The sequence below is a fragment of the Emticicia sp. genome, from assembly GCF_043780375.1.
Taxonomy (GTDB): Bacteria; Bacteroidota; Bacteroidia; order Cytophagales; family Spirosomataceae; genus Emticicia.
This window is the reverse complement of sequence record NZ_JAYWCU010000215.1, coordinates 1-10,205: the sequence shown is the minus strand read 5'-3', so window position 1 is coordinate 10,205 and position 10,205 is coordinate 1. Positions and strand designations below refer to the sequence as shown.

Here is a 10,205-nt window from a genome sequence, read left to right as displayed (position 1 = left end):
AAAAAGATGATGGCATTTGGCTAAATTACCCTACGCTTATTTCTCGTCAGTTTAGTTTTGAAGACTTGAAATTTGTCGTAAAGAAAAACGAAAAGTATATTGAGCAAAAAAATGACTTACATAAATTTTTTGCTGATGCCCTTGCTTATGCCGAAACAGCCAGTCCTACCACTAAAAATGCTAAATTAGAAGCAATGCGTGGACTTTTTGACGGGTCAAAGCAACTTTTTATAAGAACAGAATATGGCAAAGAAATTATTGAGTCGGTAAGACTTGCTCAACAATATAAAATTCTAAAAATTATAGTTGTTGGGGGCGAAGAGGCCGAATTAGCCATTGATTTCTTGAAAGAAAACAATATTCCAGTCATTGTTGCTCCTACACATCGTTTACCAAATACTGTTGATGAAGATGTGTGGGCTCCATACAAGTTACCAGCAAAATTAATGAAAGCGGGTATTCTTACTGGAATGTTCTATACCGAAGAGTTTTACAAAACCAGAAACCTACCTTTCGTTGCAGGCACTTCTGCCGCTTTTGGTATGGACAAAGAAGATGCCTTAAAGATGATAACCTTAAATAATGCCAAAATTTTGGGCATTGATAAGCAAGTCGGCACGCTCGAAGTTGGCAAACAAGCTACCATTGCAGTTTCGGCAGGTGACATTTTAGATATGAAAACCAATAAAGTTGAATATGCTTTTATTAGAGGTAAGAAAATTGATTTAGATGATAAACAAAAAAGATTAAATAAGAAATACGTTGATAAATACGGTATTTCAGGAAAGTAAATAACAATAACACAAAAGAAAAGACTACATAATTAATTTAATTGTGGAGTCTTTTCTGCTTTGTAGAATTCTTAGTCATAAATCGGCAATCAGTAAATTGTTGTTAATTTGTAGTCAGAATTTTATTGCAAAATAAAGTTTTAATATTGAGATTATGATGAAATATATTATAAACTCATTCACGCTTTTATAAATGAAAATAGGAGTAATCGGCTTAGGAGATATGGGGAAAATGTTTGCTCGACTATGGGCAAACGTGGGTTTTGATGTTTATGGCTGTGATTTACCACAAAATCGTGAGATTTTAGAAAAAGAGCTTAATCAATCTAACATCAAAATCTTAAATGATGGAATAGCTGTTTCCCGCCTATGTGATTTTATTTTGTATTCGGTTGAGGCAGAAAACATAGATAAAGTTGTTGCCCAATGTGGGCCTTCAACTAAATATGGAGCAATTGTAGCTGGTCAGACTTCCGTAAAAACGCCAGAAATTGCCGCTTTTGAAAAATACCTGCCCAAAGATGCACAAATCGTTACATGCCATGCTCTTTTTGGTCCATCAGTAAACCCTGTTGGACAAACGCTCGTGGTCATCAATCATCGAGCAAGTAATTTAGCTTTCGATGAAACATTAGATTTATTTTCAAAAATTGGTTCAACCATTCATCAATTAGAAGATTTTCATGCCCACGACCGAATGATGGCTGATATTCAGGCAGTAACGCACGTAGGGTTTGAGAGTATAGGCACGGCATTTATGCACCGAAAAGTATATCCTTGGGAAAATACTTTACATCCAAATGGCTTAGATAATGTAAAATTTTTGATGACTTTACGGATTTATAGCTATAAATTTCATGTTTATTCTGGACTTGCTTTACTTAATCCTTATGCAAAAAAAGATGTTAGAAGCTATGCAAAAGCCGAAAGCGAGCTTTTTGAATTGATGATTGAAGAAAACGAGAAAAAATTTAGAAAAAGAATTTACGCTGCTCGTGACCAAGTTTTCAGAGACAAAACTAATACATTGATGCTCGATGATAAAATAATGAACGAGTTTAGTCTAAGCCAAGACATTGGTCATAAACCAAACTCGCACTTAAGTTTATTGGCAATGGTAGAAACTTGGCACAAATTAGGTACAAATCCTTATAAAAGCTTGATTTGTCAAACGCCACCCTTTAAACTCAGAGTTGGTATGGCTGAATATTTATTCCTCAACGAAGATTTGTTGGAAGAAACTATTTCGGCAGCCTTGTTTGATAAAAGTATTAGAGGAGAAGATTTGGCGTTTCATACTGCTGTGCATGAATGGGCAAATATTGTAGAAATGGGTGATAAGGAAAGCTATCGCAAGCATTTTGAAGCAACAAAAACCTATTTAGCCGACCGTCTTGACGAAGGAAGAGAAAAAAGTAGTTTATTAATAGCCAAGTTGCAGGCTTTATGAGTTTAAACCTGGTTATTAATAAGATATATTAAATTTCTAAAAAAATTAAAAAAAATAAAAAAGTAGCACAGTTTTTGTGACCTTTTAATCAACTTGAGTCTAAATGTATAAAACTGATTTATCGAAATATAATAACGATTGGTATAAAAAATCAAATCTGACAAGAGGATTTCTCATGTCGGTTTTATGGTTTTTGGTTAACAATGTTTTTATTAAGTCCTATTTATTGATTCCTGTTGCTTTAAAACTAATGGTTTTAAGGCTATTTGGAGCTAAAATCGGAAAGAATGTAATGATGAAACACGGCATAAATATAAAATATCCTTGGAATTTGGAAATTGGCAACAATGTTTGGCTTGGCGAATGTTTGTGGATTGATAATCTTGGAAAAGTCAAAATTGGAGATAATGCCTGCCTTTCGCAAGGTTCTATGCTTCTTTCTGGAAATCACGATTATAGTAAAGAAACATTTGATTTAATGATTAAAGATATAATTATTGAGGAGGGTGTTTGGATTGGTGCAAAGGCAGTAGTTTGTGGAGGTGTTACCTGCTATTCACACTCAGTTTTATCTGTCAATTCGGTTGCAACAAAGAATCTTGAATCTTATTCTATCTACCAAGGTAATCCCGCTCAACGTATTCGTGAGCGAAATATAGCCATTGGATAAAAAATTTGATAAAAATATTCCCTTTTTATACTTTTTCAACAAAAAAAAGTATTTACTTTGTAAGTAATTATTAACCAAAATACGATAATTTTCATTCTGATGTTCCCTACATTTGAATCACTCATACCAGACAAAAATATTCAAATCTTGATATCAGCAATTGTTGCAATGATTATCAATTTGCGTTCAATTCCTGTTATAATCAATATTAGTGGTCTTCGAGGCTTGATGGACAATCCAGTCAAAAGAAGCTCTCACAAAACCCCTACACCAACTTTTGGAGGCGTGGCAATTTTTGCTGGAACGCTCATTGGTTATATGATTTGGAATTTTGGCGATGAAGGTATCCTCCTACATAAAGTATTTGTAGGCACTGTTATTTTATTCTTTTTGGGAGTTAAAGACGATTTGTACGCACTTTCTCCAACCAAAAAAATAATTGTTCAAATTATGGCTTCTGCCATTGTGGTAGTAGGAAGCGACTTAAGAATTGCCGATTTATTTGGCATCTTTGGTATTAGCCATATTCCCTATATTCTAAGCATTCTTTTAACAATCTTCTTTTTTGTAGCCATGATAAACGCTTTCAACCTCATTGATGGTATTGATGGATTGGCGGGCGGCATTGCCATGATTGCAAGTACAGGTTTTGGACTTTGGTTTTTGGTGAATCATCATTATTCTTTGGCTTGTTTGGCACTATGTTTGGCGGGTTCGCTCATAGGATTCTTGCGTTTTAATTTCTCGCAAACCAACAAGATTTTTATGGGTGATACAGGCTCATTGATTATCGGCTATATTATTACCGTTTTGGCTGTTAAATTTATCCACTTCAATGTGATGCACGCTTGGGAATCTGATATTTCGTTTGTGAGTGCTCCCGTAATAGCAATTGTAATTTTGATAATACCTATTTTTGATACCATTCGTGTGTTTGCTATTCGTATTTTACGTGGAAAATCACCTTTTAAAGCTGACCGTCTCCACATGCACCATTTGTTGATTGACAATAATTTATCGCATTTACAAGCATCATTTTCACTCTATTTTGTTACTATTGCTCTAACTGCTCTCACTTATTTTGCAAGAAGCTATTTTAGTAATACCGAACTTTGTTTCTTTATACTATTTTTATTGGTGTGCTATTTCTTATCTGGAAATTGGCTCGAAGTAAGAAGGTTGAAGATAAAGAAAGTAGAATTAGGGGTTGGCGATAAAGTTGCAACAACAACAGCCAAACCAGAAAAAATACGCCTTTCTGAAAGTATTAGTGCTAATTGATTAGTTGATAATCAATTTCCATGCGTTGAATTTACATTAGATTAGCAATGTTTTTATAATTCAAAAAGCCTATTTGAAATAATTTTCAAATAGGCTTTTTATATAATTATTCAAAATGAGCGACGAATGTAGTCATAGAGGGTGTTTAAGTTTTTTTTGGGTTAAAAATGCTTTTTTTTGAATGAAGACTAATTTAAAAAGGTTCATTTTAAGCCAAAATCAAAAAACCTAAACAACGACTTACTCCCACTCAATGGTAGCTGGTGGTTTTGAGCTAATATCATATACTACTCGATTGACACCTTTTACTTTATTAATGATTTCGTTGGAAATATCTGCTAAAAACTCATAAGGCAAATGAGCCCAATCGGCAGTCATGCCATCAATACTCGTAACTGCACGTAAAGCCACAACTCGTTCATACGTACGTTCGTCGCCCATAACGCCTACACTCTGAATTGGCAAAAGCATGGTGCCAGCTTGCCAAACTTTGTCATACAAGCCATAAGATTTCAAGCCATTTATAAAAATAGCATCTACTTCTTGCAAAATTTGTACTTTTTCTGGGGTTACATCACCCAAAATTCTGATGCCTAAACCTGGTCCTGGGAATGGATGACGACCCAAAATATTTTGTGGAATATCTAAAGCTTTACCAACTTCACGTACACCATCTTTGAATAATAATCTGAGCGGCTCAACAACCTGTAACTTCATAAAATCGGGCAATCCGCCTACATTATGGTGCGATTTGATTGTTGCCGATGGTCCTTTCACCGAAACAGATTCTATAACATCAGGGTAAATTGTGCCTTGTCCGAGCCATTTTGCTCCTTCAATTTTATGCGATTCAATATCAAAAACTTCAATAAATGTTTTACCAATTGCCTTGCGTTTTTCTTCGGGGTCGGTTAAACCTTTCAATGCCAAATAAAACTGTTCTTTAGCATCAACACCTTTTACATTTAACCCCAAACCTTTATAAGATTCCAGCACTTCATCAAACTCATTTTTACGTAAAAGTCCATTATCAACAAAAATACAAAAAAGATTTTTTCCAATGGCGTGATGAATGAGCGTTGCAGCAACCGATGAATCGACTCCGCCCGAAAGTCCCATAATTACTTTGTCATCGCCGAGCTTTTCTTTTAGTTCTTTGATGCTTGCATCGGCGAAAGAATCGGGAGTCCAATTTTGCGAACATTCACAAATATCAACCACAAAATTTTTCAAAATTGTTTTCCCCGCCACCGTATGTGTCACTTCAGGGTGGAACTGTATTCCATAAACGGGAGCATTTTTGATTTTGAAAGCGGCCACTTTTACTGTATCAGTCGAGGCAATAATATCGGCATTGGTTGGCGGACTGGAAATAGTATCGCTGTGCGACATCCAAACTTGCGTGTTATCACTTACATCTTTAAACAAGGCAAAGCGATTATCTACTTTGTTCAAAATTGTACGTCCGTACTCTCTGATTGATGAAGGCGATACCTCTCCCCCACCTGTTTGTGCCATCATTTGAGCTCCGTAGCATATACCGAGAACAGGCAATGAATTAGCAAATTCTTGCCAATTGACAAAAGGAGCATTGGCTTCACGGACAGAGCAGGGACTACCCGAAAGGATAATTCCTTTTATTTCGGCCGTAATTTTAGGGATTTTATTGAAAGGATGTATTTCGCAATACACATTGAGTTCTCTGACACGGCGAGCAATCAGTTGTGTAAACTGCGAGCCAAAATCAAGAATAAGGATTTGTTCGGTCATGGTAGCTTTCTAAAATACAAAGTTAGTAGAAAAAGATATTGGGTGCAAGGTTCTTTTGAGGTTTCACAGGTACAAAAGCACTGAGGCAAAAACACACTTCGGAGCAAATATTGAAATATTCGGAACAAATCGTTGATTATCAATAGATTACTATTATTTTAAAATAAAATAACGATGTAAAAAAACACTTTTTGATACGGCTATTATTTAGAAAAAAACAACGAATATTGAATTCTTTTACATTTTTGTATAGAACCTCATACCTGACCCTTATCTATAGGCAAAGTTAGACATTCTGCAAACTAAAGTGACTCGCTTATATAGTTTTGTGTTTAAAATTATTTTAGGAATGAACAGTGATTGGCTCATAATTTCACACAATTCTATTTTCAAATAAGTTTAATAATAAAAGTCTCAGAACAGTACAGTACAGGATAGTTAGTTATTAAAAAAATTTAATATTTGTACAATATCAAGGAAAAACATCCTTAAACCTATATCTTAAAAAAATTTCAACCTATAAACACTTATTCAAATGGAACAAAGATTTATTTTGTACAGATCTAAACTCAAAGCGAGCATCTGCTTGATATCGCTGGTTTTATTCTGTACGTCATTTGCATTTGCCCAAGTCAAGGGTAAAGTGACAAGCCAAAACGGCGAAGCTTTAGTTGGCGTTAGCGTATCCATAAAAGGAGTGAATCGAGGAACACAAACCGATGCCGAAGGCAGCTACAAATTGGATGTGCCAAGCAATTCAACTTTAGTATTTAGTTTTGTTGGGTATGTTGCCAAAGATGTTACTTACACAGGACAAAAGGAAATCAATGTTTCTTTAATCATCGACGAAAAACTATTGAATGAAATCGTTGTAGTTGGCTACGGTAGCCAATCGAAAAAAGAAGTAACAGGAGCTGTGCAGACGATTGGTTACAAGGAATTGAAAGATATTCCTGCGTCGCAAGTTACTCAGAAACTACAAGGACAATTGGCTGGTGTACAAATCAATCAAGCAACTGGAAAGCCTGGTACTGGAATGTCGGTTCGTATTCGTGGACAATTATCGGTTTCGGCAGGTAGTGACCCTCTTTATGTTATTGATGGTTTTCCGATAACAGGAAGTATCGGAGCAATGAACCCAGATGAAATTGAAACAATTTCGGTCTTGAAAGATGCCGCCTCTACTTCATTGTATGGTTCGAGAGCGGCCAATGGTGTAGTTTTGATTACAACAAAAGCAGGTAAAAGTGGCACAAACGTTAGTTTCAATGCTTTTGTTGGTACACAGGAAGTTCCGAAAAAAGGAAGGATTGCAATGCTAACAGCTGAAGAATTTGCTCAATTTAAAAAAGAATCTTACGAAGATTCCAAGCAACCAGTACCAGTTGAGTTTCAAAATCCATCGCAATACGCAGGTAAAAACAACGATTGGTACGGTGCTTTATTGAGAAAAGGTGCTCCATTACAAAGTTATAATTTGAGCATTACATCAAATAAAGATAAAATGAGAACGGCTGTAGTAGCTGGAGTATTCAACCAACAAGGCGTAGTAATTAATAATGAATATAAAAGATATTCATTAAGGATGAACAGTGAATACGATGTTTCGGATAAAGTAAAAATAGGTTTCAATATTGCACCACAATATGTTTTTGACAATACGCCAAGAACTGACGGTGATAGAGGAACGGGTATTTTGTTTAATGCTTTGCATACTTGGCCAATCATGCCTATTTATGAAGCCGATGGTAAGACATTAACATCGTTTAATAGATTTCCAGCAAGTACTGGCAATATCTTTGCCTATCCAAACTGGGTGAGATCGGCCAATGAGTTGGTGAATGAAACTTCAACAACCAATTTATTAGCTAATGCTTATGCACAATATTCTCCTATCAAAGGCTTAGTCTTGAAATCTACGGTTAATATTGAGATGTTCCGTTCTAAGTTCTTCTTCTTTAATCCTTCAACTGCCACGAGTGCAATCAACGTAACGATTCCGACTACTGCAGTTTCGATTAGAGAAAATTTTGAAGACTTAACTTTGTTGAACGAAAATACTGCTACTTATACAAAAAGTATAAAAGACCATAATTTTGAAGTTTTGGCAGGTTTTAGTAATCAAAGTTTCCGTCGTGATAATACTCGTATTCAGGCAGACACTTATTCTGATGACCGCCTTCCAACGGTTCAAGGTGCAATCAACGTCAACCGTGCAGGTACAGGCACTGGCGTGCAAGAATGGAGTTTAAGGTCTATACTTTCAAGATTGACTTATAACTACAAAGGTAAATATTTGTTTACGGCTGCTGTTCGTCGTGATGGTTCTTCTCGTTTTGGTTCTGACAATCGTTGGGGAACATTCCCTTCTGTTTCGGCAGGATGGGTATTATCAGACGAAGGATTCATGCAAAAATTCTCTAAAGTATCATTTGCGAAAATTAGGGCCAGTTATGGTATAATTGGTAATAATAATATTGGTAACTACACTTCGTATGCCCTTATTAATAATACTGTCAATGCTGTTTTTGGAAATAATGTTGGAGCAGGTGCAGTAGTAACTTCATTAGCTAATAGTAATTTAGGTTGGGAAACTACCAAACAACTTGACATTGGTCTTGATTTGGGTTTGTTTAATGATCGAATTCAGTTTGTGTATGATTATTATACCAAACGCACAACCAATTTGCTTTACGCAGTGCAAGTTGCTCAAGAGTCTGGCTTCGGAAACTTCAACGATAATATTGGCGAAATCAAATTCTGGGGACATGAGTTTGCTTTGAACACTAAAAACCTTGTTGGAAAACTAAAATGGAGTACCAACGCAAATATTTCATTCAATAGAAATGTGGTAGTTGCTTTGGCTGATGGCATTGACCGTGTGTATGGCACTTTTCATATAACGCAGGTTGGTAAACCATTCGGTCAATTCTATGGTCATATCTCACAAGGAGTTTATAAAAACGCTGAAGACCTAAAAAGTTCTCCGCAAGTGCCAGGACGTTCGACAATTGGAAGCATAAAATTGACAGACCAAAATGGCGACGGCATAATTACAAATGGTGGTAATTTTGATGACCGTGTAATCATGGGTAATCCTTTCCCAAAATTTACTTATGGAATCACGAATAATTTCCAATATCGTAATTTTGATATGAGTATAATTGGCTCTGGCTCTTATGGTAATCAGCTTTTAGTACGCCACATTTATAGCACTGCCAACTTAGATGGCGTATTTAATATGGTTGCAGGAGTAAAAGACAGATTTCGTTCAGAAGCAAATCCTGGCAAAGGAATGTACGGCACAACAGTTGGTGGTGGTAACGTAACTGGTATAGAGCGTGACTGGATGAACAGCCGTTTTATTGCTGATGCATCGTTTTTTACAATCAAAAACATCACACTTGGTTATACAATGGGAGCTATTAGTAAACTTTTCAAATCTGCTCGCCTTTATGCTTCAGTTCAACAAGCGTATGTTTTTACTAAATATTGGGGTGGACCAAACCCTGAAACAAGTGCTAATGGTGCTGGAAATGGCGATGGTGGAAACTTGAGCCAAGGTGTTGATTTATCGAACTATCCAGTTCCACGTACTTACACAATCGGGATTAATTTAAACTTCTAATCAAAACTTTAATCATTAATATAGAATGAAAAAGACAATCATCCTAACGCTTCTATTGGGCTTTTCCCAAATAGGTTGCAAAGAAGAGTTTTTGAACATAGTACCAGAAACCAACCTGAGTTCGGCAACATTTTTTACCAAAGAAGCTGACTTTTTACAAGCAGTAAATGCTGCTTATGTACCACTAAGAGCAATCGTAAATGACAGAGCTTGGCTTTTAGGCGAAATGCACTCCGACAATGCGTATTACTATAGAAATATCCTTTTTGGAGCAACCGAGCAACAAGAAGACATTGCTGACTTCGCAGTGCCAACTGCCAACGGTGTTACCTCAAATACACACGTATTGAACCAATATCGTTTAGACTTTCAAATCATTGCACGTGCCAATCAAATTTTATCGTCAATTGATGCAGTTGATTTTCCTGCCGCATCGAAGAATAATTTGAAAAGTCAAGCTCAGTTTTTGAGAGCTTATGCCTATTTTGAATTAGTTCAATATTTTGGCAAAGTGCCTTTACACCTTACACCAGTTACGAATCGTCAAGAAGCTGCATTACCATTAGCTCCTGTTGAAGAAGTGTATGCACAAATCATTAAAGATTTAACTGCTTC

General features: G+C 35.9%; 7 protein-coding genes. 6 read left to right on the top strand and 1 reads right to left on the bottom strand.

The features are described from left to right. From ACH2CJ_RS16770 to ACH2CJ_RS16755, 4 genes are all read left to right on the top strand, one after another. Positions 1-791 (top strand): amidohydrolase family protein (locus ACH2CJ_RS16770; protein ID WP_394994209.1); only part of this gene is annotated, 791 nt, incomplete at its 5' end. A 193-nt stretch (positions 792-984) separates the two neighbouring features. Beyond that, entirely contained in the window at positions 985-2,241 is a 1,257-nt protein-coding gene (locus ACH2CJ_RS16765; RefSeq protein ID WP_394994206.1) for an NAD(P)-binding domain-containing protein, read from the top strand. Positions 2,242-2,344: 103 nt separating this feature from the next. Further along, positions 2,345-2,911 (top strand): WcaF family extracellular polysaccharide biosynthesis acetyltransferase, encoded by a 567-nt coding sequence (locus ACH2CJ_RS16760; RefSeq protein ID WP_394994203.1) that lies wholly within the window; start codon positions 2,345-2,347, stop codon positions 2,909-2,911. Between the two features lie 99 nt (positions 2,912-3,010). Next, complete coding sequence (locus ACH2CJ_RS16755; RefSeq protein ID WP_394994201.1) at positions 3,011-4,192, top strand: glycosyltransferase family 4 protein; 1,182 nt, start codon at positions 3,011-3,013, stop codon at positions 4,190-4,192. Positions 4,193-4,432: 240 nt separating this feature from the next. On the opposite strand, the gene guaA is transcribed toward ACH2CJ_RS16755, so the two are convergent. Next, positions 4,433-5,962, bottom strand: coding sequence for a glutamine-hydrolyzing GMP synthase (guaA, locus tag ACH2CJ_RS16750; protein WP_394994198.1), 1,530 nt, complete (start codon positions 5,960-5,962; stop codon positions 4,433-4,435). 535 nt (positions 5,963-6,497) lie between these two features. Here guaA and ACH2CJ_RS16745 point away from each other — a divergent pair. Together ACH2CJ_RS16745 and ACH2CJ_RS16740 are read left to right on the top strand one after the other, a co-directional pair. Then, complete coding sequence (locus ACH2CJ_RS16745) at positions 6,498-9,590, top strand: SusC/RagA family TonB-linked outer membrane protein (RefSeq protein ID WP_394994195.1); 3,093 nt, start codon at positions 6,498-6,500, stop codon at positions 9,588-9,590. Between the two features lie 25 nt (positions 9,591-9,615). Beyond that, on the top strand, positions 9,616-10,205 hold a 590-nt coding region (locus ACH2CJ_RS16740; RefSeq protein ID WP_394994192.1), incomplete at its 3' end, for a RagB/SusD family nutrient uptake outer membrane protein.

Bases quoted from the DNA above. Each gene is read 5' to 3' on its own strand.
- ACH2CJ_RS16765 (WP_394994206.1), top strand. From the start codon at position 985: ATGAAAATAGGAGTAATCGGCTTAGGAGATATGGGGAAAATGTTTGCT.
- ACH2CJ_RS16760 (WP_394994203.1), top strand. From the start codon at position 2,345: ATGTATAAAACTGATTTATCGAAATATAATAACGATTGGTATAAAAAA.
- ACH2CJ_RS16755 (WP_394994201.1), top strand. From the start codon at position 3,011: ATGTTCCCTACATTTGAATCACTCATACCAGACAAAAATATTCAAATC.
- guaA (WP_394994198.1), bottom strand. From the start codon at position 5,962: ATGACCGAACAAATCCTTATTCTTGATTTTGGCTCGCAGTTTACACAA.
- ACH2CJ_RS16745 (WP_394994195.1), top strand. From the start codon at position 6,498: ATGGAACAAAGATTTATTTTGTACAGATCTAAACTCAAAGCGAGCATC.